The 22,423-nt window shown below is 67.0% G+C and carries 26 protein-coding genes; 14 read left to right on the top strand and 12 right to left on the bottom strand.

Going from position 1 to position 22,423, the window contains the following annotated elements; translation table 11 throughout:
• Window positions 1-127: 127 nt before the first annotated feature.
• The 4 genes from HJG53_RS10405 to HJG53_RS10420 are packed head-to-tail and all read right to left on the bottom strand — an operon-like array spanning window position 128 to window position 3,052.
• Entirely contained in the window at window positions 128-442 is a 315-nt protein-coding gene (locus HJG53_RS10405) for a multidrug efflux SMR transporter (protein WP_171130239.1), read from the bottom strand.
• Entirely contained in the window at window positions 442-921 is a 480-nt protein-coding gene (locus HJG53_RS10410) for an N-acetyltransferase family protein (protein ID WP_368039561.1), read from the bottom strand. Before HJG53_RS10410 ends, HJG53_RS10405 begins: the two co-directional genes overlap by 1 nt.
• Window positions 918-1,820 (bottom strand): DMT family transporter, encoded by a 903-nt coding sequence (locus HJG53_RS10415; RefSeq protein ID WP_368039562.1) that lies wholly within the window; start codon window positions 1,818-1,820, stop codon window positions 918-920. Before HJG53_RS10415 ends, HJG53_RS10410 begins: the two co-directional genes overlap by 4 nt.
• Window positions 1,817-3,052 (bottom strand): MBL fold metallo-hydrolase, encoded by a 1,236-nt coding sequence (locus tag HJG53_RS10420; RefSeq protein WP_171130240.1) that lies wholly within the window; start codon window positions 3,050-3,052, stop codon window positions 1,817-1,819. The genes HJG53_RS10415 and HJG53_RS10420 overlap by 4 nt, the downstream gene beginning before the upstream one ends.
• A 108-nt stretch (window positions 3,053-3,160) precedes the next feature.
• Between HJG53_RS10420 and HJG53_RS10425 the strand changes: the two genes are divergently transcribed.
• The 10 genes from HJG53_RS10425 to HJG53_RS10470 all read left to right on the top strand — a co-directional run bounded on the left by HJG53_RS10425 (window position 3,161) and on the right by HJG53_RS10470 (window position 14,228).
• Window positions 3,161-4,213, top strand: a complete 1,053-nt coding sequence (locus HJG53_RS10425; RefSeq protein ID WP_368039563.1) for a serine hydrolase domain-containing protein — start codon at window positions 3,161-3,163, stop codon at window positions 4,211-4,213.
• Between the two features lie 53 nt (window positions 4,214-4,266).
• Window positions 4,267-5,643 (top strand): glycosyl transferase family protein, encoded by a 1,377-nt coding sequence (locus tag HJG53_RS10430; protein WP_171130244.1) that lies wholly within the window; start codon window positions 4,267-4,269, stop codon window positions 5,641-5,643.
• Between the two features lie 332 nt (window positions 5,644-5,975).
• Complete coding sequence (locus HJG53_RS10435; RefSeq protein WP_171130246.1) at window positions 5,976-6,629, top strand: hypothetical protein; 654 nt, start codon at window positions 5,976-5,978, stop codon at window positions 6,627-6,629.
• A gap of 42 nt (window positions 6,630-6,671) precedes the next feature.
• Window positions 6,672-7,586 (top strand): sulfite exporter TauE/SafE family protein, encoded by a 915-nt coding sequence (locus HJG53_RS10440; RefSeq protein WP_171130248.1) that lies wholly within the window; start codon window positions 6,672-6,674, stop codon window positions 7,584-7,586.
• A complete protein-coding gene (locus tag HJG53_RS10445; protein WP_171130250.1) occupies window positions 7,583-8,338 on the top strand; it encodes a TIGR02186 family protein in 756 nt (251 codons plus the stop codon). Before HJG53_RS10440 ends, HJG53_RS10445 begins: the two co-directional genes overlap by 4 nt.
• 56 nt (window positions 8,339-8,394) lie before the next feature.
• On the top strand, window positions 8,395-10,056 hold the full coding sequence (locus HJG53_RS10450; protein ID WP_171130252.1) for an ATP-binding protein: 1,662 nt from the start codon (window positions 8,395-8,397) through the stop codon (window positions 10,054-10,056).
• Between the two features lie 59 nt (window positions 10,057-10,115).
• Complete coding sequence (locus HJG53_RS10455) at window positions 10,116-10,556, top strand: low affinity iron permease family protein (RefSeq protein ID WP_171130723.1); 441 nt, start codon at window positions 10,116-10,118, stop codon at window positions 10,554-10,556.
• 1 nt (window position 10,557) lies between these two features.
• A complete protein-coding gene (locus HJG53_RS10460; RefSeq protein ID WP_171130254.1) occupies window positions 10,558-10,935 on the top strand; it encodes a histidine triad nucleotide-binding protein in 378 nt (125 codons plus the stop codon).
• 21 nt (window positions 10,936-10,956) lie between these two features.
• Complete coding sequence (locus HJG53_RS10465) at window positions 10,957-13,695, top strand: ATP-dependent DNA helicase (RefSeq protein WP_171130257.1); 2,739 nt, start codon at window positions 10,957-10,959, stop codon at window positions 13,693-13,695.
• On the top strand, window positions 13,692-14,228 hold the full coding sequence (locus tag HJG53_RS10470; RefSeq protein WP_171130259.1) for a histidine phosphatase family protein: 537 nt from the start codon (window positions 13,692-13,694) through the stop codon (window positions 14,226-14,228). Before HJG53_RS10465 ends, HJG53_RS10470 begins: the two co-directional genes overlap by 4 nt.
• Here HJG53_RS10470 and HJG53_RS10475 read toward each other — a convergent pair.
• The 5 genes from HJG53_RS10475 to rpmF form a co-directional block, all read right to left on the bottom strand.
• Window positions 14,225-14,572 (bottom strand): MerR family transcriptional regulator, encoded by a 348-nt coding sequence (locus HJG53_RS10475; RefSeq protein ID WP_171130261.1) that lies wholly within the window; start codon window positions 14,570-14,572, stop codon window positions 14,225-14,227. The genes HJG53_RS10470 and HJG53_RS10475 overlap by 4 nt on opposite strands.
• 1 nt (window position 14,573) lies before the next feature.
• On the bottom strand, window positions 14,574-14,897 hold the full coding sequence (locus HJG53_RS10480) for an integration host factor subunit alpha (RefSeq protein ID WP_171130263.1): 324 nt from the start codon (window positions 14,895-14,897) through the stop codon (window positions 14,574-14,576).
• Window positions 14,898-14,989: 92 nt separating this feature from the next.
• Window positions 14,990-15,949: a beta-ketoacyl-ACP synthase III gene (locus HJG53_RS10485; protein ID WP_171130264.1), complete on the bottom strand. Its 960-nt coding sequence runs from the start codon at window positions 15,947-15,949 to the stop codon at window positions 14,990-14,992.
• Entirely contained in the window at window positions 15,946-16,995 is a 1,050-nt protein-coding gene (plsX, locus tag HJG53_RS10490; protein ID WP_171130266.1) for a phosphate acyltransferase PlsX, read from the bottom strand. Before plsX ends, HJG53_RS10485 begins: the two co-directional genes overlap by 4 nt.
• A gap of 32 nt (window positions 16,996-17,027) precedes the next feature.
• Window positions 17,028-17,207, bottom strand: a complete 180-nt coding sequence (gene rpmF, locus HJG53_RS10495; RefSeq protein WP_171130268.1) for a 50S ribosomal protein L32 — start codon at window positions 17,205-17,207, stop codon at window positions 17,028-17,030.
• 178 nt (window positions 17,208-17,385) lie between these two features.
• On the opposite strand from rpmF, the gene HJG53_RS10500 reads away from it, so the two are divergent.
• Complete coding sequence (locus HJG53_RS10500) at window positions 17,386-17,814, top strand: MAPEG family protein (RefSeq protein ID WP_171130270.1); 429 nt, start codon at window positions 17,386-17,388, stop codon at window positions 17,812-17,814.
• Here the strand turns inward: HJG53_RS10500 and HJG53_RS10505 are convergent.
• Window positions 17,811-18,407 (bottom strand): J domain-containing protein, encoded by a 597-nt coding sequence (locus HJG53_RS10505; protein WP_171130272.1) that lies wholly within the window; start codon window positions 18,405-18,407, stop codon window positions 17,811-17,813. The two genes, HJG53_RS10500 and HJG53_RS10505, sit on opposite strands and share 4 nt — an antisense overlap.
• 32 nt (window positions 18,408-18,439) lie before the next feature.
• On the opposite strand from HJG53_RS10505, the gene HJG53_RS10510 reads away from it, so the two are divergent.
• The 3 genes from HJG53_RS10510 to HJG53_RS10520 all read left to right on the top strand — a co-directional run bounded on the left by HJG53_RS10510 (window position 18,440) and on the right by HJG53_RS10520 (window position 20,105).
• Window positions 18,440-18,727, top strand: coding sequence for a BolA family transcriptional regulator (locus tag HJG53_RS10510; RefSeq protein ID WP_171130274.1), 288 nt, complete (start codon window positions 18,440-18,442; stop codon window positions 18,725-18,727).
• A 180-nt stretch (window positions 18,728-18,907) separates the two neighbouring features.
• On the top strand, window positions 18,908-19,084 hold the full coding sequence (locus HJG53_RS10515; RefSeq protein WP_171130276.1) for a YdcH family protein: 177 nt from the start codon (window positions 18,908-18,910) through the stop codon (window positions 19,082-19,084).
• A gap of 103 nt (window positions 19,085-19,187) precedes the next feature.
• Window positions 19,188-20,105, top strand: a complete 918-nt coding sequence (locus tag HJG53_RS10520; protein WP_171130725.1) for a TerC family protein — start codon at window positions 19,188-19,190, stop codon at window positions 20,103-20,105.
• Here the strand turns inward: HJG53_RS10520 and HJG53_RS10525 are convergent.
• Both HJG53_RS10525 and HJG53_RS10530 read right to left on the bottom strand, forming a co-directional pair.
• Complete coding sequence (locus tag HJG53_RS10525; RefSeq protein ID WP_171130278.1) at window positions 20,074-20,913, bottom strand: RimK family alpha-L-glutamate ligase; 840 nt, start codon at window positions 20,911-20,913, stop codon at window positions 20,074-20,076. The two genes, HJG53_RS10520 and HJG53_RS10525, sit on opposite strands and share 32 nt — an antisense overlap.
• A 19-nt stretch (window positions 20,914-20,932) precedes the next feature.
• Window positions 20,933-22,357: an aldehyde dehydrogenase family protein gene (locus HJG53_RS10530; RefSeq protein WP_171130280.1), complete on the bottom strand. Its 1,425-nt coding sequence runs from the start codon at window positions 22,355-22,357 to the stop codon at window positions 20,933-20,935.
• Window positions 22,358-22,423 lie beyond the last annotated feature (66 nt).

The following is a 22,423-nucleotide window of genomic DNA, read 5'->3' on the forward strand; positions in this document are numbered from 1 at the left end:
AATAGCGGCGCTATTTGCGAACAGCAGCGCGCTCGGCCGGCCTCGTGCCACGAGGACCGACGACGTGGGCTTCGCCCGCGGCGCCTCTGTAAGGCTGGGCTCCGGCCTTCGCCGGGGAACGGGGAGCCTAAGAGACGAGCTTCAACCCCGCGATGCACGCGACCACGCCGAAGATCAGCGCGATTCGCGTCGCCGCCGCCGCCTCACCGAAGAACAGGATGCCGACGATCACCGTACCGATCGCCCCGATCCCGCCCCAAACGGCATAGGCGGTTCCCATCGGGATGGAGCGGGAGGCAACCTCCAGCAGGCCCATCGAAAGACCCACCGAAGCCAGGAATCCCGCCGTCCAGGGCAGGTTGCGGAAGCCGTCGACGAAGCGCAGGCAGGTGGTGAAGCCGACCTCGAACAGCCCGCCGAGGATCAGCAGCGCCCAAGCCATTACTCCGCCGCCATCTGGTCGAGCGCCTCGCCGTGTAGCCGCCAGGGCTGCCAGCCGACCTGCCGGCGGCCGCCGAGCCGCTCGTAAAAGGCCATCGCGTCGATATTCCAGTCGAGCACGGCCCAATCGATGCGCGCGCAGTTCCGCGCCTTCGCCTCTTGCGCCAATCGCCGGAACAGCGCCTTCGCCACGCCGCGGCCGCGCACAGCGTCGTCCACGAACAGGTCTTCCAGATACAGGCTGGGGCGGCCCGTCCAGGTCGAGAAGGTGAGGAACCAGAGCGCGAGGCCGACCTGGCGCCCGCCCAGCTCGGCCAGAAAGGCGAATACCTGGGCGTCTTTGTCGAACAGCTCGGTTCGGATGGACTCGAGTGTCGCCTGCACCGCGTCGGGCTCGCGCTCATAGGCCGCCAGGTCCTTGATCATGCGCAGGATGTCGGCTTCGTCGCCTGGTCGCGCGAGGCGGATGCTAAGGGTCACAGATTGGCTTCCAAGGTCATCTCCTGCGGCCGGCGGGGCGGCCGGATGGCGATGTAGCAGCCGAACACGATCAGTGCCGTCCCGGCAAGCACCCACCAGCCGATCGCTTCGGAGAAGAACAGCCAGCCGTACAGCGCACCCCAGCCGAAGCCGGTATATTCGACCACCACCAGCGACTGCGCCTCTGCCCGCGCATAGGCCCAGGACAGGAGCATCAGCGATAACAGGGCGAGCGCTGCGCTGCCCATAATTTGCGGCGCGTGCGACGAGTCCGGCAGGACCGCGAAGACCGGTGCGGCGAGCAGCAGGAAGAGCGCGGTGGTCAGGTTCTGGAAGAAGCCGACCTCGATCGGCGACGCGATCTGAGCCTGCTTGCGCATCAGCACCAGGTTGCCGGCGTAGAGCACAGCCGAAGCGAGCACCGCTCCCATCCCGGCTAGCACTTCGCTGTCGTAGCGACCGGTCGCGCGGGTGATCAGCATCAGCGCGACCCCGGCCAAGCCGAGCACGGACCCGATCAGCGCCTGCGGCCGCACCTTTTCATGCAGGAAGAAGCTGGCGAGGTAGATGGCGATCAGCGGCGCGATGAAGGACAGCGCGATGGCTTCGGCAAGCGGCACGCGCGCGATCGCCCAGAACCAGAGCACGGCCATGACCGAGACGATGCCGCCGCGCAGCAGGTGCAGGCGCATCGTGCTCATCGCCGGACAGGGATGGCGCCGCACGAGGAAGATCGCACCGCCGAGCAGCGTTCCGGCCAGCGTCCGCCACAAGGTCGCGTTATAGGCTCCGATCGACAGCGAGAGTCCCTTCATCAGCGCGTCCATCAACGTGAAGCTGGCAATGCCGACACAGGCGACCGTGAACGGGATCCCGATGGACTTGGGCGCGCCGGTCACTTGAGGTTCCGTACGGCGGGCGAGTCCAGGCAGGACAGGCCCAGCGACGTTGCCGGCGGCTGCGGGGAGAGGGGCGGCACTTCGACCGTCTGACCGATGCCCACGGGTGCGAAGAGGCGCGGATCATGCCCCGCACAGCGCATCGCCTCGGCGAGCAGCCTGGGTGGCGTATGATAGGCTTCATAGCTCAGCCGGAACGTGCCCCAATGAATGGGAATGGCTCGGGCGGCGTTCAGGCCATCGAACACCTTCACCGCGTCGATCGGACCGATGTGACTGCCGGTGCCCATCTGCCCCGGTACGAACCGGAAGGCGCCGATCGGGATCAGCGCTAAACGGATCGGGCCAAGCGCGGCCGCTTCGGCAGGCCACTTACCGTCGCCTATGCCGGTATCACCTGCGAAGAAAATGTTGCCGCCCGGCAGCTTGACGGTGAAGCTGGACCATAGCGCCCGATTGCGATCGGCGAACCAGCGACTTCCCCAGTGGTGATTGCGGGTGACGTAAACCATAGCGCCGTTCAGCAGTTTGCCTTGTCGCGTCGCCTGTTCGAAGTTCGGCCCATAGATGGGGCTGGCTCCGCCGCCCCAATCCCACGCGTCGACACCTCGGCAGTCCGGGCAGTCAGTAACGCGATTGCGGTCCGGTATGCCGACCGCCCTGATCAGGGCATCGTTGCCCAAGCTCGTTACAATAACCGGCTTGTCACGCTCCCAAAGTCGCTTCAGCGTGGTCAGGTCCATATGGTCGTAATGATTGTGGCTGACGAGCACGAGGTCGATCTTGGGCAGATCCTCGAAGCGCACGCCCGGCTCCGCGACGCGGCGGGGGCCAAAGCCGAATGGGCCTGAGGTCTCGCTCCAGATCGGGTCGGTGAGGATGTTGAGGCCGGCCGTCTGCACCAGCACCGTCGCATGGCCGATCCAGGTGACGAGCATCCGCTCGCCCTCCACCCTCGCCGGCGGCCTGGTGGGTGTGACCGGCACCGACTCCGGCCAGGGCGGGCGGCCGTCGCTGCCCGTCAGGAAGCGCGCGAAAAAGCCCAGGCGGCTGCCGCCGGTCGGAGGCGCCGCGGTGTCCTCGCCGTCCGGGTTGAAGAAGCGCTCGCCATCGAAATGGGCGCTCACCGGGCCGCGGTAATAGACCCGGTCCAGGAAGGGCGGCACCAGCACGATCGCGAGCAGCAGCGCGACGATCAGGAACAGCAGAACTCGACCGATTGCGCGCGCCATGTCCTGCCGTCATCCTCCGCTTCGATGACGCGCATAAGGCTCCTGATCCTCGCCGCAACCGCTTTCCTGTCGGCTTGTGCCCCCTTGCCTCGCCCGAACCCGCACAGCGTGGCGGTGCGCGTGACCTTCGATCGCGATCGGATCACGTCGGTGCAGGCGCGCGGTGCCGGAGCCGACGATCCCGTGCGTGTCGCGTCGATCTCGAAGCTCATCACTGACATCGGGGCGATGCGCCTGGTCGAAGCGGGCATTTTGGACCTGGATGCCGACGTCTCGAGCGTGCTCGGCTGGCCGTTGCGCAACCCGCACTTTCCGGATCGGCCGATCACGCTGAGACTCCTCCTGTCGCACCGGTCCGGCCTCAAGGACGATGTCGATTACGCCATACCGCTCGGGCAGACCCTGCAGACGACGCTGTCCGACCCGAAGGCCTGGGATGCGGAGCACGCGCCCGGCACCTTCTTCCGCTACGGCAACATCAATTTTCCGGTGGTCGCGTCGATCATGGAGAAAGCGACGGGCGAGCGGTTCGATACGCTGATGGCCCGGCTCGTCTTCAAGCCGCTGCGGATCGACGCCTGCTTTAATTGGACGACGTGCAGCGACGCCGCGGTCGCCCGAGCCGTGACCCTCAAGAGCGAAGCAGGCGCCGTTCGCAGGGATGATCTGCGGGGCCGGCGGCCGGACTGCCCCGTTCTTTCGCCGGGCCCCGGGTGCGACCTGTCCGGCTATGTGCCCGGCACCAACGGCGCGCTGTTCAGCCCTCAGGGGGGCGCGCGGATTTCGGCAGCTGGTCTCGCGCGGATCGGGCAATTCCTGCTGCGCCAGGGCGAAGGGCTGCTCGCGCCGGGCATCATCGCGGCGATGATTGGGCCCGAATGGGTGTTCAACGGCGGCAATGGCGACACCGAGAAGGGCTTCTGGTGCGCCTATGGCCTTGCCGTGCAGACGCTCGCCGCCTCGCAGGCGTGCCGCAACGATCCGTTCGGTGACGGCGTACGTCGGCTCGGCCATTCCGGCGAAGCCTATGGCCTGCGCTCTGGCCTGTGGGTCGACCCGGTTCGCGGCCGGGGCGTCGCCTATTTCGTCACCGCAGTGCCAGACGATGCGCCGAAGGGACGATCCGGCTTCACCCGCACGGAAGAGCAGATGGTGCGATAGCGGCTTGCGTCGGTGCTGTTCCCCCGACAAGTTCGTTTCAGGGGGAAAACGGCATGGACGGGGCAGTCTGGGCGTGGAGCCAAGCGACGCACGAACTCGCCTTGTTTGCCGCCTTGGGCCTGGCGATTGGCGGCCTCGATGATCTGCTCGTCGACCTGATCTGGATAGTACGGACGCTGTGGCGTCGCGCGACGGTTTACTCCCGCTTCGAACGCGCCGACGCGATCGGCCTCGCCGCACAGGCGAAGGGGGCTGTCGCCGTGTTCGTGCCGGCCTGGCACGAAGATCGCGTTGTCGGCGCGATGGCAGCGACCGCGCTCCGGCGCTGGGCCGGGCGCGACGTGCGCCTTTATGTCGGCTGCTATCCGAACGATCCGGCGACGATCGCCGCGGTGGAGGCTGTGGGTGCAGACCCTCGCCTGCGACTCGTCATAAACACGAGGGAGGGACCGACCACCAAGGCTGACAATCTCAACGCGATGTGGCGTGCGATGCTGGCCGATGAGGCCGCGGACGGGCGGCGCTTCGTGGCCGTGGCGCTGCATGATGCCGAGGACGTCGTGCATTCGGCCGAGATCGACATTTATGCGGCGCTGTGTGGTCGGTTCGATCTTGTGCAGCTGCCCGTACAGGCGCTGATCGAACGCGACAGCGGCATCTGGCGGCGTTTCGTCAGCGCCCACTATGCCGACGAGTTTGCGGAGAGCCATGGCAAGGGTCTGATGGTGCGGGAGGCGCTCGGCGCGAGCGTGCCGTCGGCCGGGGTAGGGTGCGGCCTTTCGCGCGACCTGTTGCAGCGGATTGCCGACCGGCACGGCACTCCGTTCGACGAGGGCACGGTCACCGAAGACTATGAGCTCGGGCTTCGCGTGCGCGAAATGGGCGGTCGCGGTGTCTTCGTCCGCGTTCCGGCCGACAAAACCGGCAATCTCGTCGCGGTCCGGGCGCACTTTCCAGACACGATCGCTGCGGCCGTTCGGCAGAAGGCGCGCTGGCAAGCCGGGATTGCACTTTCCGGCTGGACCCGGCTCGGTTGGCGGGGCGGCTGGGCGGAGCATTGGATGCGCTTCCGCGACCGGCGGGCAATCCTTTCGGCACTGGTGCTGCTCTGTGGCTATCTGGCCGCCGCGATGCTTCTCTTGCTGGAGCCCTTGGGCCACGCCCCTCGCTTCAGTGGCTTCGAACTCTCCCTGTTCGCCCTTTGCACCGCTCTGATGGTCTGGCGGCTGGCGATGCGGGCGCTGTTCGTCGGTCGGGTCTATGGCTGGGCGGAAGCGCTGGCATCACTGCCCCGCGTGCTGCTCGGCAATTTCATCGCCATGGCTTCGGCCCGACGCGCGCTCATCTCCTATTTTCGCCTCGCCCGCGGCGCGCCTTTGGTGTGGGACAAGACCGAGCACCAGTTTCCGAGGACCATGCCGGCGGAATGAGGCTCGGCCCGATCGGCTTCCTGTTCCTGGTGGCAGGCGGATGGGTGACGGCGCGAGCGATCCTGCTGTGGCCAACGCCTGAGGAGGAAACGCGTCGCCCGATCATTTGGGCGCGGGCGCTGCCGCCACGAGCGCCCGGGATTTCCGCTACAGTAGGTTCGTTCGTTTCGAGCGTAGTCGAGAAGCGGGCGCTCAAGGCTCAGTCCGCTTCTCGACTTCGCTCGAAGCGAACAGGGGAAGGGTTTGGATCGCTTCAGACGGTTGTCCAAGCCGAACGATCTCCCGCTCGGTTGGCTTCGGTCCCTGCCGCTGTTTCGGCACCATTCGCGGTCATGCCAGCCACACCGGCCGCACGACCGAGCCGCCTCAGCGTCTCCGCCTGGGCGCTGATCCGCGGCGATGTGGCGCCGGGGCTAGCGACGGCGGGACAGCTTGGCGGCAGCCAGGTCGGACTGCGCGCGCGCTACCTTCTGCGGGACGGCGTGCATCTGGCGGCCCGCGTCTCGGGGCCGATGCGGAGCAGCCAGGGCAAGGAGGCTGCCATCGCATTGGATGTGACGCCGATCAGGTCCATCCCGATCACCGTCACCTTCGAGCGTCGGGTCGCGCTCGATGCCGGCGGCCGTAACGCGTTTGGCGTGGGAGCCTTTGGCGGCATCGACCGGCAGATCGCGCCCAGCGTGCGACTGGACGGCTATGGTCAGGCAGGAATGGTCGGCCTGCACGCGCGCGACCTTTATGTGGACGGCGCGCTCCGAGCCGAGCGTGACCTGGTAGCGTTGGGCGAGACGCGGATCGGCGCTGGCGCAGGGCTATGGGGTGGCGCGCAGCCGCGCGTCTCCCGCCTGGACACGGGTCCTCAGATCGTGGTCCACGCGCCGCTGGGCGCCGTGTCCGCCAGAATCGGCGCTGAGTGGCGGCAGCGCATCGCCGGCAATGCCCGACCGGGTTCCGGACCAGTGCTGTCGCTTGGGGCCGATTTCTGATCCCGCTTCCGCTTGCCCGCCGCGCCGGATAGGCAGGGAGCGATGGATCTCTATCTGCCGATCGCCAACCTGTCGGTGAACGCGCTCGTGATCGTGGCGCTGGGCCTGGGCGTCGGCGTACTGTCGGGCCTGTTCGGCGTCGGCGGCGGTTTCCTGACCACGCCGCTCCTGATCTTCTACGGTATTCCGCCGACCGTCGCCGCCGCATCGGCAGCCAGCCAGGTAACCGGGGCGAGCGTGTCGGGCGTGTTCGCGCATTTTCGCCGGGGCGGGGTCGACGTGCCGATGGGGCTCGTGCTGGTCGCGGGCGGCATGGCCGGTTCGATCGTCGGCGCGATCGTCTTTCGGCTGCTGCAGGCGACCGGGCAGATCGATACCGTCATCAACCTGCTCTACGTGCTCCTGCTCGGCAGCATCGGCGGCCTGATGATGCGCGATGCGATCCGCGCCTTGCGCGTCGCACGGGGCGCAGCTGCCCCGCCGGCGCCGACACGCCGCCATCACCCGCTGGTCGCCGCGCTGCCGCTGCGCTGGCGCTTCTACGCGTCCGGTCTCTACATTTCGCCGCTCGCGCCGCTGCTGCTCGGCTTTGCCACGGGCATCCTGACCGTGCTGCTCGGCGTCGGCGGCGGCTTCATCATGGTGCCGGCGATGATCTATCTGCTCGGCATGGGGACGCGCGTCGTGGTCGGCACGTCCTTGTTCCAGATCCTGTTCGTCACCGCTGCCGCGACGCTGATGCATGCGCTCACCACCAAGGCCGTGGACATCGTCCTCGCCGCTCTCCTGCTGCTCGGCAGTGTCGTCGGCGCGCAGCTCGGCGCGCGGCTCGCCCAGCGGCTCAAGCCCGATTATCTGCGCCTGCTGCTCGCGGCGATGGTGCTGATCGTGGCGCTGCGCCTGGCGATCGGCCTCGGCTGGCGTCCGGACGAGATCTACACGGTGCAGGCCGGATGATCCGGCGCCTGCTGGTCTTACTGCTCGTCCCGCTGCTGATCGGCGCGTCCAAGCCGGTGCTGGTCCCCGACGTGTCGCAGCGCGATATCGAGATCATCTACAGCTTCACCGGTGCCGAGCTGCTGCTGTTCGGCGCGATCATCTATCCCGGCGGCCGCGCGCCCGACCGGCCGGCCGATATCGCCGTCGTCATCAAGGGACCGGTCGAGCCCATTGTGCTCAGGGAAAAGCAGAAAGTGGCCGGCATTTGGGTCAATGCCGACAGCGCCCGCTTCCGTTCGGCACCCTCCTTCTACGCCGTGGCCAGCTCGCGCCCGCTCGATCAGATCGTCGACGAGCGGACCGCCGCCATTTACGAGCTGGGTCTGCGCAACCTGCAGCTCTCGCCGGCCGACGCCGACACTCCCGACGAAGCGAACCGCTTCGAAGCGGGTCTCGTGGATCTGCGCCAGCGCAACAACCTTTATGCCGAACAGCCGGGCGCGGTGCTGATCACGGACAATGTTCTTTATCGCGCCCGCATCCGGATTCCCGCACGCGTGCCGGTCGGCACCTATACGGCGGAGACCTTCCTGATCCAGGACGGCCGGGTGATCGCCGCGGCGGTCCGCGACATCACGATTCGCAAGGGCGGGTTCGAGCAATTCGTCGCGACCGCCGCCGAGGATCACAGCGTCATCTATGGCGTGATCGCGGTCGGCCTATCGGTTGCGCTCGGCTGGGCGGCAGGCGCGCTGTTCCGTCGCTTCTGACTTTCTTTACCGGTGGTGGCCTAGACCGGCGCAGCTTTGCGCCAAGGAAGGGCCCCATGGATTTCTCTCCCCGCTCCGCACCAATCCTCGATGAGGGACAGGAGGTCGGCGCGCCGAATGCCGTGCCGCTTGCGATCGGGTCGGTGCTGGAAATCGCCGGGTCCAATTCGCTGATCCTGCTCAAGCAGAGCATGCTCGATCAGCTCGCCGCCCATCCCGATCCGAGCGTGGCGATGAGCGGCCAAGTGGGATCCCAGATCAAGATCAAGATTGGATCCACCTGGCTGGTGTCGAGCGTCCGTTCGCTGCGGCTCGACTCCGCGAGCGGATCGATCGTCGCCCAGATCGATTTTCTCGGTGAGGGGGATGAGGAGCGGCTGACCGGCCGCCTCTTCAACTTCCGGCGCGGCGTGACCCGCTATCCGGTGCCCGGCGCGGAAGTGTTTCCGGTTTCAAACCGCGACATGAAGGAAATCTACGCCGCCGCCGACCGCCCGCACGTCGAGGTCGGCACGGTGTTTCCGACCAAGGACATTCGCGGCGCGCTGTTCATCGATGCGCTGCTCGGCAAGCATTTCGCGCTGCTGGGCTCGACCGGCACCGGCAAGTCGACCAGCGCGGCGCTGATCCTCCACCGCATCTGCGACATGGCGCCCGAAGGTCATATCGTGATGATCGACCCGCACGGCGAATATTCGGCGGCGTTCGAGGGCAATGGCGCGATCTACGACGTCTCCAATCTCGCCATGCCCTATTGGCTGATGAACTTCGAAGAACATTGCGAAGTGTTCGTCACCTCGTCGGGCTCGAACCGGCAGATGGACGCCGACATCCTCGCCAAGTGCCTGCTCGCCGCCAAGGCGAAGAACCGCGCGGCCGAGGGCGTATCGAAGCTGACCGTCGATTCGCCGATTCCCTATCTGCTCAGCGACCTGACCAGCCTCATCCAGGCGGAGATGGGGAAGCTCGACAAGGCGGGCGACAGCGCACCCTATCTGCGGCTCAAGACCAAGATCGACGAGATCAAGGCCGATCCGCGCTACAGCTTCATGTTCTCAGGGATGCTCGTCGCCGATACCATGGCCGACTTCATCGCCCGCGTGTTCCGTCTGCCCGGACAGGGCAAGCCGATTTCGATCATCGACGTGTCCGGCGTGCCGTCCGAGATCACGTCGGTCGTGGTCTCGGTGCTGAGCCGCATGGTGTTCGACCACGCGATCTGGTCGCGCGGCGAGCATCAGCGGCCGGTGTTGCTCGTGTGCGAGGAAGCGCACCGCTATGTGCCGAATGAGCGCAATGCCGACAGCTCATCGGTCGGCCGCATCCTCAGCCGCATCGCCAAGGAAGGCCGCAAATACGGCGTGTCGCTGGGGCTGGTCACGCAGCGGCCGTCCGACCTTGCGGAAGGCGTGCTGTCGCAGCTCGGCACGATCATCGCGATGCGCCTCAACAACGAACGCGACCAGGCTTTCGTGAAGGCCGCGATGCCAGAAGGCGCGCGCGGCTTTCTCGACTCGATCCCGGCGCTGCGCAATCGTGAGGCGATCATCTGCGGCGAAGGCGTTTCGATCCCGATCCGCGTCGCGCTCGACACGCTTGAAGAACATAAGCGTCCGGCGTCCAGCGATCCGCTCTTCTCCGAACTGTGGAAATGCACCGGCGGCGAAGAGGACAGCCTGGCCCGGACGATCAAGCGCTGGCGTTCGCAGGGCCGCTGAGGCGGCACCGTTCCCGCCAACATGCGTTAAGCGCCCGTAACGACCGGACGGGCGTAATGATGGACCGTTTCTTCACGCGCTTGGCGACCCGGATCGCCACCATTTCGGGTCAGCCGCAGACATTCGTGCTGTGCATGTTCCTGATCCTGGTGTGGGCGGTGACCGGGCCCTATTTCAACTTTTCCGACACCTGGCAGCTGCTGGTGAACACGATCACGACGATCGTCACCTTCCTGATGGTGTTCCTGATCCAAAACAGCCAGAACCGCGACGCCGGCGCGATGCAGGCAAAGCTCGACGAACTGATCCGCTCGATCGACAGCGCGCGCGAACAGTTCATCGGCATCGAGCATCTGACCGACAACGAGATCGCCCAAATCCGTGACGCGCTGGAGCGTGAAGTCTCCGACGCCAGCGACAAGCAGGCGACCGCCGACGACAGCGTCGACAGGCTGCTCCGCCGCCACTATCTCCGCCGCCTGCTCAACTCGCGGAGCTGATATGCCGATCGACGCGCGTGCGCCCTATGATGACAGTAATGTCTTTGCCCGGATCCTGCGGGGCGAGATCCCGTGTCGGAAGGTCTATGAGGATGCGCATGCGCTGGCCTTTCACGACATCAACCCGCAGGCGCCGGATCACATCCTGGTGATTCCGAAGGGCGCCTATGTGTCGTGGGACGATTTCTCGGAGCGCGGCAGCGAGGCGGAGATGGCCGGCTTCGTGCGTGCGGTCGGACAGGTCGCACGCGACGCCGGGCTGGTCGAGCCCGGTTACCGGCTGCTCGCCAATGTGGGCGTCAATGGCCATCAGGAAGTGCCGCATCTGCACGTCCATATTTTCGGCGGCCGTCCCTTGGGGCCGATGTTGGCCCGCTAGGGCGTTGCCAATCTGTTCTGCATGCCCCAGATCGGGCATGTGACGCCTCTCCCCTACCCTGCGCTCCACGCCAGCCATGCCGGCATCTGGATCGCCGTGCCCGGTGGAGAGGCGCGCGCGGTCGGGCGGGGCGAAGCGATCGCGCTGGCGTCCGAAACGCCGGTGATCCTGCTCAATGCGCCGCTCGTCGCCGCGCGGCTCGGCTATCCGGAGCTTTCGGGGCTCGACCTGCTGGAGCTGTTCGCGTTCGTGCATCCCGCTCGCTTCGCGGTGCCGACGCCGAAAGGCCTGGCGCGCGTGCTGGGACTGGCACCGCCGGAGGATGACGCAGCCGCGGCGCCGTTCCTGCTGCGTGCCACGGCGACCCTGCTGGCGCGGACGGAGGGAGCGGACTGGCACGAGCGGGAGGGTGCCTGGACGTCGGCCCAGTCGCTCGGGCGCTTGCGCTGGCCGTGGTCGGCAGCGGTCGCCCAGCGCATTGCCCGGCCCGAGCGGCAGGAGCGCTGGCTGTTCGCGCGGCTGCCGGAGTGGGAGGAGAAGCCGCCGCGCGCCGCGCCCCGCACCATCCATGTTCCGCCCGGCGCTGCGGTTGATCGCCTTGCCGAACTGACCGGACACGGTGCCGAGGAGCGCCCCGGCCAGCGCGCCTATGCCGAAGCCGCGGCCGCGGCCTTCGGGCCACGCGCCTCGAAAGACGGGCCGGCCATGCTGCTCGCCGAGGCGGGAACCGGCATCGGCAAGACGCTGGGCTATCTCGCGCCGGCCTCGCTGTGGGCGCGGGAGGCGGACGGCGCCGTCTGGATTTCCACCTACACCAAGGCGCTGCAGCGGCAGCTCGATCGCGAAGGCGAAAAGCTCTTCCCCGATCGCCGCGCCCGCCGCGAGAAGATGGTCGTGCGCAAGGGTCGCGAGAACTATCTCTGCCTGCTGAATCTGGAAGATGCGCTGCAGGGCGGCTTTCAGGGCCGCGCCGCGACCCTGGCGCAGCTGGTGGCGCGCTGGGCGGCCTATTCCAGGGACGGCGACATGATCGGCGGCGATCTGCCGGGCTGGCTGCCGACCCTGTTCCGCCGCAACGGCTCGACCGCGCTCACCGACCGGCGCGGCGAATGCGTGTTCGCCGGCTGCCCGCATTATCGCAAATGCTTCATCGAACGCGCGTCGCGGGCAAGCGCCGATGCCGAACTCGTCGTCGCCAATCACGCGCTCGTGATGGTCAATGCGGCGCGTGGGCGGGAAGTCGCCAATCGCCCGACCCGGATCGTGTTCGACGAGGGTCATCACCTGTTCGAAGCGGCGGATTCGATGTTTTCGGCCGCGCTGACGGGGCAGGAAACGATCGAATTGCGCCGCTGGGTCACCGGACCGGAAGGAAGTTCGCGCGGACGGCGGCGGGGACTCGCGGCGCGACTGTCGGATGTCGCCAGCTATGATGAGGAAGGCGGGCAGGCGATCGCTGCCGCGTCGGTCGCCGCACAGGCGCTGCCTTCGGACGGCTGGCTGCAGCGGATCGGGGAGGGCCAGCCCTTTGGCGCGGTCGAGGCCTTGCTCGCGGCGGTGCGGGGGACGGTCTATGCCCGCGGCCAGGGCGAGGACGCCGGCTACGGCCTGGAGACGGAGCTCGTCGACCCCGACGGCCCGCTGGTCGAAGCCGCCGCGAACGCCGCCGCTGCGCTGGAGGCGCTGCACCGTCCGCTCGTCCAGCTCGGGCGGCGATTGGAAGCGGTGCTGACCGACACGCCCGACTGGCTCGACGGTCAGGCGCGCGCCCGGATCGAAGGCGCGGTGATGAGCCTGGGCTGGCGACTGGACACGATCGCCGCCTGGATCTCGCTGCTGGGCCGCATCGGCGGGCCGGCCGACCCGGACTTTGTCGACTGGCTCGCCGTCGCCCGGGCCGAGGGCAGGGAATATGACGTCGGCCTGCACCGCCATTGGCTCGATCCGACCCGGCCGTTGGCGGAATTGGTGCTGAAGCCGGCGCATGGCGTGATCGTCACGTCGGCGACGCTGGCCAATGGCGACTGGGCCTCCGCCGAGGCGCGATCGGGCGCGCATCACCTGCCGCGATCACCGCTCCGCTTCGAGGCGCCGAGCCCGTTCGACTATCCGTCCCAGGCCGAAGTGCTGATCGTCACCGATGTCAGGAGGGGCGACCTGCCTGGATTGGCGGGGGCCTATGCCAGCCTGATCGCTGCCTCGGGCGGCGGTGCGCTCGGCCTGTTCACGGCGATCCGCCGCCTGCGCGCGGTCCATGCCCGCATCGCCGATCGCCTCGCCCGCGATGGGCTGCCGCTCTACGCCCAGCATGTCGATCCGATCGACACCGGTACTTTGGTGGACATTTTCCGGGACGACCCACACGCGTCGCTGCTCGGCACCGATGCCTTGCGCGATGGCGTCGATGTGCCCGGCCATTCGCTGCGGCTGGTGGTCATGGAAGGCGTCCCCTGGTCCAAGCCCACGGTGCTGCACGCCGCGCGCAAGCTGGCTGGCGGCGGTTCCGGCTATGAGGACCGGCAGGTGCGCGCGCGCCTGGCCCAGGCGTTCGGCCGGCTGATCAGGCGCGAAGGCGACCGCGGCAGCTTCGTGCTGCTGTCGAGCGCCTGCCCGAGCCGCCTGCTCACCGCTTTCCCGGCCGGCACGCCCGTGCATCGGGTGACACTGGCGGAAGCCGTGGAGCGGATACGATCGCGTCTTTCATCCGTCACCAAAACGGGGCATGCGGCGCGTGAGGATGAGCTGACGGGGCGGACATGAGAACACTCACCCTGCTGCGCCACGCGAAATCGAGCTGGGACGATCCGGTCCAGCGCGATTTCGACCGGCCGGTCAATCAGAAGGGCCTGCGCGCCGCCCGCACCATGGGCGAATATTGCCGGCGCGAGGCCCTCGGCTGGGATCACGTCATTGCGTCGCCCGCCGTGCGCTGCGTCGAAACGTTGGACGGATTCTGGGAAGGCTATGGCAAGACGCTACAGCCCGTCTGGGATCGCCGCGTCTACCTCGCTTCTTGCGTGACCCTGCTCGACCTGATCAATGACGCGCCGTCCGAGGCCGAGAATATCCTGCTGGTCGGCCATAATCCCGGGCTCGAAGACCTGGTCCTGTTGCTGGTGCCCGACGAGGGCGAGGAACTCCGCGACGCGCTCGAAGAGAAATTCCCGACCGCCAGCCTTGCCGTCATGGCAATCGAGGAACCGTGGGAAGATCTGGCGGCACGCAAGGCAAAGCTCACACGCTTTGTCCGGCCGCGCGACTTGGACCCGGCGCTGGGGCCCGATCAGGCTTAGGCCGCGTCCTGCTCCAGCGCCTCTGCAAGCAGGTTGCGGATGCGTTTCAGTTCGGCGAGCGGCAGCGCGACCGGGTTTGGTGCCACTTTTTGCTCGTCAGCCGCCTTTTCCGCCAAAAGCTTCTGCACGCCCTTGATGGTATAGCCTTCGTGATTGAGCAGCCGGTCGATGCGCTTCGCCAGTGCGACGTCGTCGGGCCGGTAATAGCGGCGATTGCCGGCGCGCTGCAGCGGACGCAGTTGCGGAAAGCGCGTCTCCCAATAGCGCAATATATGCTGCGGCAGGCCGAGCTCTTCGGCCAATTCTCCGATCGTGCGGAAAGCAGAGCCAGACTTGGTCGCCAAGTCAGCCCGCGGCCACGATCCGGTCGCGCAGCATCTGGCTGGCGCGGAAGGTCAGCACACGACGGGGCGCGATCGGCACTTCGACGCCGGTCTTCGGATTGCGGCCGATGCGCTCGCCCTTGTCGCGCAGCACGAAGCTGCCGAACCCGGAAATCTTGACATTCTCGCCCTTGGCCAGAGCCTCGCACATATGTGCCAGGACGCGCTCGACGATGCTCGCCGACTCGGCGCGCGACAGGCCCACCTGACGGTGCAGCGATTCGGCCAGGTCCGCCCTGGTCAGTGTGCCCGCATCGATGCGGATTTTCGGATCGGCGTCAGCCATATGAGTCCCCCACTCCAGCTTCTCCGGTAACGAACCTTAATTCGGGCGGGAAATCAATGAAGATGCGGCAGATGGATTAATCTAGGTTATATTCAGAAGCGAAGAACCGACGCGCCCCAGGTGAAACCGCCTCCCATCGCTTCCAGAACCACGACATCTCCAGCCTTGATGCGCCCGTCTCGCACGGCCGTGTCCAGCGCGAGCGGCACCGAAGCGGCCGAGGTGTTGGCGTGCTGATCTACGGTCACCACCACCTTCTCCGGCGGCAGGCCGAGCTTCTTGGCGGTGGCGTCGAGAATGCGGGCATTGGCCTGATGCGGCACGACCCAGTCGACCTCCGCCGGGGTCAGCCCGGCGGCGTCGAGCGCCTCGTTCATGACCGCTGCCAGGTTTACCACCGCGTGGCGGAAGACCTCCCGGCCCTTCATCCGCAGCTTGCCGACGGTGCCGGTCGTGGATGGACCGCCATCGACATAAAGCAGCTCATTGTGGCTGCCATCGGCATGAAGGCGCGTGGCCAGCACGCCTCGGTCGCTCTCTTCGGCGCCGAGCACGATCGCTCCGGCGCCGTCGCCGAACAGCACGCAGGTCGCCCGGTCCTCCCAGTCGAGGATGCGGCTGAAGGTTTCCGCGCCGATCACCAGTGCGGTCTCCGCCGAGCGCGCGCGGATCATGCTTTCTGCGACCGATACGGCGTAGAGGAACCCGGAGCAGACCGCCGCGACGTCGAACGCCACGCAATCGGGAATGCCGAGCGCCGCCTGCACCTTGGTCGCACTGGACGGAAAGGTCTGATCGGGGGTGGCGGTGGCGAGCACGATCAGGTCGATATCGCGCGGCTCAAGTCCGGCGGCAGCCAGCGCCACGCGCGCCGCGTCGGTCGCGAGACTGGCCGTCGTCTCGTCCTCGCCGGCGATGTAGCGGAAGCGGATGCCGGTGCGTTCGACGATCCATTCGTCCGAAGTGTCGACTTGTGCCGCCAGCTCGGCATTCGGGACCCGCCGCTTGGGCAGTGCCGAACCGGTGCCCAGAATGGCGGCGCGGCGCGTCACTTGGCAGCGACCGGTGCGGGATGATGGGCGTGGAAGCGGCTCAGATCCTCCGCGATGCGCTGGGTAATGGAGGCTCGGGCGAGCTTTGCCGCCACGCCGATCGCATTTGCCACGCCGCCGGCGTCAGCTCCGCCATGGCTCTTCACGACGATGCCGTTCAGTCCCAGGAAGACGGCGCCATTATGATTATTGGGGTCGAGATGCGTCTTCAGCATGTGAAAGGCCGGGCGCGACAGCACGAACCCGGCCTTTGAGCGCAGCGAGCTGGTGAAGGCGCGGCGCAGCAGGTCGGTGATGAAACGGGCGGTGCCCTCGACCGATTTCAAGGCAATGTTGCCGGTGAACCCGTCCGAGACGATCACGTCGGCCTCGCCGCGGCCGATGCGATCCGCCTCGATATTGCCGTCGAAGGACAGAGGCAGATAGTCGGCCTCGCGCAGCAGCGCGGCGGCCTCCTTCACTTCATCGGTGCCCTTCAGCTCTTCCTCACCGATGTTGAGGAGGCGAACGCGAGGACGCTCGAGCCCCATGACGATCCGGGCATAGGCCGCGCCCATCACGGCGAACTCGACCAGATTATTGGCGTCGCACTCGGTGTTCGCGCCGAGGTCGAGCATGACGAGATCATTGTCGCCGAGGGTGGGGAGCAGGGCGGCGAGCGCCGGCCGGTCGATGCCGGGCAAGGTGCGGAGCGCAAGCTTCGACATGGCCATCAGCGCGCCGGTGTTGCCGGCCGACAGCGCCGCGTCCGCCTTGCCCTTCTTCACCGCCTCGATCGCGATGCCCATGGACGTGGTCTTCGCGCGGCGGATGGCCTGGGTCGGCTTGTCGGTGCCGGCGATCGTCTCCGGCGCATGCAGGATCTCGGACGCGGCGCGCAGCGCCGGTTCCTTCGCCAGCGCGGCGCCGATCCGCACCTCATCGCCGACGAGCAGGAAGTTCAGCTTCGCATCGGCCGCAAGCGCCAAGGCAGCGCCTGCCGCAATGACGGGCACGCCCTCGTCACCGCCCATCGCATCGATGGCGATCCGCGGCGTCGCGTTCATCGGGGCTGGTCCTCCGCGCTTCGTCCGCGCGGTCAGGCGTCGACCGAGACGATCTCGCGGCCGTTATAGTGGCCGCAGGCATTGCACAGATTGTGCGGCTGCTTCAGCTCGCCGCAGTTGGAGCATTCCTGATAGCTCGAGACCTTCAGCGCATCGTGGCTGCGACGCATGTTGCGCTTCGAGGGCGAGGTCTTTCTCTTCGGCACTGCCATGACGGCACCTGTTCCAATCTTCTAGTCTGACAAACGCGGGCCGTCTCATCATTGCGGCATGGAGCCGCCGACCACGGACTGATCGCGAGCGAAGGCGGCGCATATATCGATTTCGCGCGCGGTTGCAAGCACTCGCGCGGCGTGCCAGCCTGACCTTCAGAACCGGGGAGGGGACAATATGATCTTGCCGATTACATTGACGATGGCGGGGGCCGCTGCGCTGATCAACATCTGGCTGGGCTGGCGGGTCGGCCAGAAGCGCATCTCGCAGAAGGTGTCGATCGGCGATGGCGGCGATCCGGCCGTCATCTGCCGCATGCGGGCGCAGGCAAACTTCGTCGAATATACGCCGTTCGTGCTGATCCTGATCGGCCTGATCGAACTGGCGGACGGCACGAGTCTCTGGTTGTGGGCCGTAGGCGCCATCTATCTGCTGGCACGGATCGGTCATGCATTCGGCATGGACGTGCAGCCGCCGGCGCGTAGCGCACTGCGCGGAATCGGCATCCTCGTCACCATGCTCGTGCTGCTCGGGCTCGGCGCCTATGCGATCGCCTTGCCGCAGCTTCATGGTATTCGCACGGAAGCGCCGCAGACTGCCGTCTAGGCGAAGGCCGGCGCTCCCCGGAGCCGCTGATAGGCCGCAATGACGCCCTGCAGCTTGGTCTCGTGTGAACGGTCGCCGCCATTATGGTCGGGATGGTAGCGGCGGACGAGCTCGGTATAGCGCTGGCGCAGCGCCCTGCGGTCGGCATCCGGCTCCAGCCCCAGCGTCGCCAGGTCGCGGCGATTCTCGCCGGAAAGTGGCTTGCCGTCCTCGCGCGGCTTGGGCGCCGCCTGGCGAAAGCGCGCGCCGATCGCGTCGAGCGGATCGGCGAAGTCGCCCCAGCGCGGCGGCCGGTCGGCGCCGGTATGGGCAAAGGCGCGGGTCTCCCGCTCCCAGCCGGCATAGGGTCGCTGCGCCGCTTCGATCTCCTCCGTGCTCATGCCGGAGAAGAAATTATAACCCGAGTTGAACTCGCGGACATGGTCCAGGCACAGCCAGCGCCACTCCGGCGGCCGGTCGCCGCTACGCAGATCGGCGGAAGGCGGCGCGCGGAACTCGCCGGGTTCGGGGCAGCCGGGCACGGCACAGGCTTCGGCCGCGTTCTCGACGCGCCCGTGAAAGCGGGTGTTCGGACGATCCTTGGACGGGCGCATTCTCACTCGGGCAAAGCGGTCTATATGGGGGCATGGACGCAAAGACGAAGGGGCCGGTTGCGGCCGAAATCGAGAAAAGATTGATCGAGGCGCTGCAGCCGCTGCGGCTCGAAGTGGTGGACGACAGCGAAAAGCATCGCGGCCATGCCGGTCATGATTCGCGGGGCGAAAGCCATTTCTCAGTGCTGGTCGTGAGCCAGGCGTTCGAGGGCAAGAGCCGCGTCGCCCGGCAGCGCATGGTCAATGCCGCCCTGGCCGATCTGCTTGCCGAGCGTGTCCACGCGCTGGCCATGGTGACCAAGGCGCCGAGCGAGATTTGATCGTTCATTTCGGCTTCAGCTTCGCTGGCATAGGAATGCGACGTGCGGGCCGGGCCCCTCTGGCGATCAGCTGATCGTGATGTCGGACCGCATCGAGTGCGCTCGATGCAATGGGTCCGGCGGAGCAAACCTCCTCCACCATGAAAAGAGCGCCTCGCAGTCACTGAACTGGAGGAGCTTATGTCACCCTTGAAAGCTTATGGACTTGCCCTGTTGCACCGGCGGCTCGACCGCGCGGTGGACGAAGAAGCACGCCGCCGGTTTCCCGATCAGGCGCGTCTTTCGCGGTTGAAGAAGTTCAGGCTCGCCGCGCGCGACCAACTCGCGCGCCTGGCTAGCAATCCGGTCCGGGCCTGACCGTCACGGGCCGGGCCATGCGCCCGGCTCCGTTTTCAGCTGAAAGCAGAGGAAGCAAGTGTTCGAGGTTCTTGCCCAGGACTGGCTCGGCAAGCCGGCCTGGATGTGGTTGTTCTTCATCGGCCTGGTCGTGGCGCTGCTCGCGCTCGACCTCGGCGTGCTCCACCGTAAGCAGCGCGAGATCGGCGTGGCCGAGAGCTTGGCCATGTCGGGCGTCTATATCGGACTTGGCCTGGCGTTTGGCGGCTGGGTCTGGTGGTCGTTGGGAGAGGCGGCGGGCCTCGCCTATGTGACTGGCTTCGTGATCGAAAAGAGCCTGGCGATGGACAATGTCTTCGTCATCGCGATGATCTTCACGACCCTGGCCGTGCCGCGGCAGTATCAGCATCGCGTGCTATTCTGGGGCATCCTCGGCGTGATCGTGTTGCGCGCCGTGATGATCGGCCTGGGAGCCACGATGGTTCAGCAGTTCGGCTGGGTCCTCTACGTCTTCGCCGCGTTTCTGATCGTCACCGGCGCGAAGATGTGGTTCGCGGCCGACAAGCCGGTGGATATCGGCAACAGCGCCGTGCTGCGTTTCGTCCGCCGCCGCTTCCGCGTGACGGAGGAGCTGCACGGCGACCGATTCTTCGTGCGCCGCGACGGCCTGCTCTACCTGACCCCGCTCCTCCTCGCGCTCATCATGGTCGAGTTCGTCGACCTGGTGTTCGCGGTCGACAGCGTTCCGGCCATTCTCGCGATCACCACCGACCCGTTCATCGTCTACACGTCGAACATCTTCGCCATTCTGGGTCTGAGGGCGCTCTATTTCGCGCTGGCGGCGATGGTGCACCGCTTCCACTATCTCAAATATGCGCTCGCGGTGCTGCTCGTGTTCATCGGCTCGAAGATCTTCGTCGCCGATGCGCTGGGGCTGGCGAAGATCCCTCCGCCGGTCTCGCTGGGTGTGACCTTCGCGATCCTAGCGGCGGGGATTGGCTGGTCGCTGTTCAGGACGCGTGGTCAGCCAGCGCCCGCGTGACGGCCGCGGCGAGGAGTTGCGGCACGCAGTCGCCGTGATGGATGTAGAGATCGGGCTCGATCGCCTCGAGCTCGATCAACGCCAGCTTGCCGTCGAGGCGACGGATCAGGTCGATACGGACGTAGAGCGGCTCGCCCGGAGCAGCGGCGAATGCGGCTTGGGCGACCGCGACGGCTTCATCGTCCGGCTGCCATGGCGTGTTCACGCCGCCGAACTGGGGCTGGATGCGGAAGTCGCTCCCTTGCGCCACCTTGCGGATGGCATGGCTGAAGGTGCCGCCGATATAGAAGAGCGAATATTCGCCCTCGGTCTGGATGGCGGGAAGGAAGGGCTGCACCATCGCGGCGGGCAGCGCCGGCGCAGCGTCGGCGCGGGTGAGCCGGTGCGTCAGATAGCTGCCGGCCGACACTTGCGGCTTCACCACCAGTTCGTCGCAACCGAACCGATCGAAGGCGGTCGAGACCGACCCCTGGTCGGCATCGCCGAACCAGGTGGGCACGGTCGGGACGCCCGCGCGCTCCAGCTCGGCCAGATAGGTCTTGCGCGTGTTCCAGCGCATCAGCGCGGCGGCGTTGAACAGGGGGATTTTGGCGGGCCAGCGATCGAGCAAGGCCAGCCACTCATCGAGCGCGGTGTGATAGCCCCAGGCGAGCAGCGCGGTGGCGGGCCGGTCTCCGGCTTCGGGCCAGGGCCGCGGCCGCAGGTCCAGCCCGGCGGCCGCGAACGCCTCGATATAGGATTTGGCCTGTTCGGCTGCCTCCGGCGCATAGGCATTGCGCGCCGGAGGCGTGAGGATGTCGACGATCATCGGCAACGAAGAAGGCGGATCAGGCGGGCTCGCCGACCACCGACTTCACTTCCATAAAGTCGGTCAGGCCGTATTTGCCGTTCTCACGACCATTGCCCGACTGTTTGTAGCCGCCGAACGGCGCGCCCGGATCGGGCGACCAGCTGTTGATCGTGACCAGGCCGGCGCGCAGCCGCCGCGCGACCTTGGCCGCTTTCGCCGGATCGCCGGAGATCGTTGCCGACAGGCCATAGGCCGTGTCGTTGGCGATGCGGATGCCATCTTCCTCATCCTTGTAGGTCATGATCGTGGCGACCGGGCCGAACACTTCCTCCTGGGCGATGCGCATGTCCGGCGTCACGTCACGGAACAGCGTCGGCCGGATATAGAAGCCGCGATTGACGCCTTCGGGCAGGCCGGTGCCGCCGGTGACGAGGGTCGCGCCTTCGTCGATCGCGCTCTGGATCAGGCCCTGGATCTTCTCCCATTGGGTGCGGTTCACGACCGGGCCGATGTGCTGGCCATCGGCGAGTGGATCGCCGACCGGCGTTGCTTCCATCATCGCCTTGATGAAGCCCGCGGCCTCCTCGACCTGGCTCTGGTGGACGAGCACGCGCGTCGGCGCGATGCAGCTCTGGCCGGTATTGGCGAGCACACCCATGACGGTCGGCGGCAGCACTGCGTTCAGATCGGCGCCTTCCAGCACCAGATTGGGCGCCTTGCCGCCGAGCTCCTGATGCACGCGCTTGACGGTCGGGGCGGCGGCGGCGGCGATGGCGATGCCGGCGCGGGTCGAACCGGTGAAGCTCACCATGTCGACATCGGGATGCGCGGAAAGGGTGGCGCCGACGGTCGGTCCGTCGCCCTGCACCAGATTGAACACGCCCGCCGGCACGCCCGCTTCGTGCAGAATTTCCGCCAGGATCGCGGCATTGGCGGGCGTTTCCTCGGACGGCTTCAGCACCATGGTGTTGCCGGCGGCGAGCGCGGGCGCGACCTTGGCGGCGATCTGGTTGATCGGCCAGTTCCAGGGGGTGATCATCGCGACGACCCCGATCGGCTCGTGCAGCACCTTGGTCGAGCCGATCACTTCCTCGAACTTGAACTCCTTCAGCGCGCGGAGCGTGAACATGAAGTGGCCGAGGCCGGCCGGCGCCTGCGCGCCGATCGACAGGCTCATCGGCGCACCCATCTCGATCGAGATCGCGCGGGCGAGGTCCGGAATGCGCGGCTTGTACGCAGCGATGATCCGCTCGAGCAGGGCGATCCGCTCTTCGACGCTCGTCTGCGAGAAGCTGTCAAAGGCGCGGCGGGCGGCGGCAACAGCCTTGTCTGCATCGGCCTGGCTGCCGAGCGTGATCTCGGTGCAGGGCTCCTCGGTCGCCGGATTGATGACTTGGTGGCGCCTGCCACCGTCGCTGTCGACCCATTTGCCGTCGATATAATGCTGCAGATAGCTCATCATGGCTTCGCTCTCCCGACTCCGGTTTGCCGTCAGATTGCGTTTCTGAACGCAACTGGCAAGCACAGA

It is taken from the genome of Sphingomonas sp. ID1715, from assembly GCF_013044515.1.
Taxonomy (GTDB): Bacteria; Pseudomonadota; Alphaproteobacteria; order Sphingomonadales; family Sphingomonadaceae; genus Sphingomonas_B.